At 37.8% G+C, this 402-nt stretch carries 1 protein-coding gene; it reads right to left on the bottom strand.

The annotated features are described in order from the left end of the window. Positions 1 to 273, bottom strand: a 273-nt coding sequence (locus cpu_RS13005) for a helix-turn-helix domain-containing protein (protein WP_143299329.1), incomplete at its 3' end; no start/stop codon positions are given. Positions 274 to 402: the final 129 nt, after the last annotated feature.

Consider the following 402-nt stretch of genomic DNA (forward strand, 5'->3'; position numbering starts at 1 on the left):
AAAATTAGTAGCTTTAGCTAATTCTACGACTAAATCTTCGATGTATTTAGGAGTACGATTAGGCATAGGATTTTTAGGGCCTTTTTTCAAGATACAAGCAGAAAGTGAGCCGTTGGACTGGATGAAGCGTTGACGGATTTTATAAACCCAGCGAGGAGAAACACCGACAATTTTAGCCACTTCGGAGACAGGGTATTTTTCTAAAAGGGAAATAATCAACTGAACAGGAGCAGTGGGATTACCAGAAGATTTAAGTTTTTGGTATAATTTCATTAGGTGGGTGTCCCTCCTTTTTGGTTTTTAGTTTTTTCCCACTTTAATAATACCCGAGGGATACCCACCTTTTTCAATGCCTGTTTTAGCTTAAAAAAATATTGTGAACGATTCTCTGGCCTATCTACA

The organism is Carboxydothermus pertinax (assembly GCF_001950255.1).
Classification (GTDB): Bacteria; Bacillota; Z-2901; order Carboxydothermales; family Carboxydothermaceae; genus Carboxydothermus; species Carboxydothermus pertinax.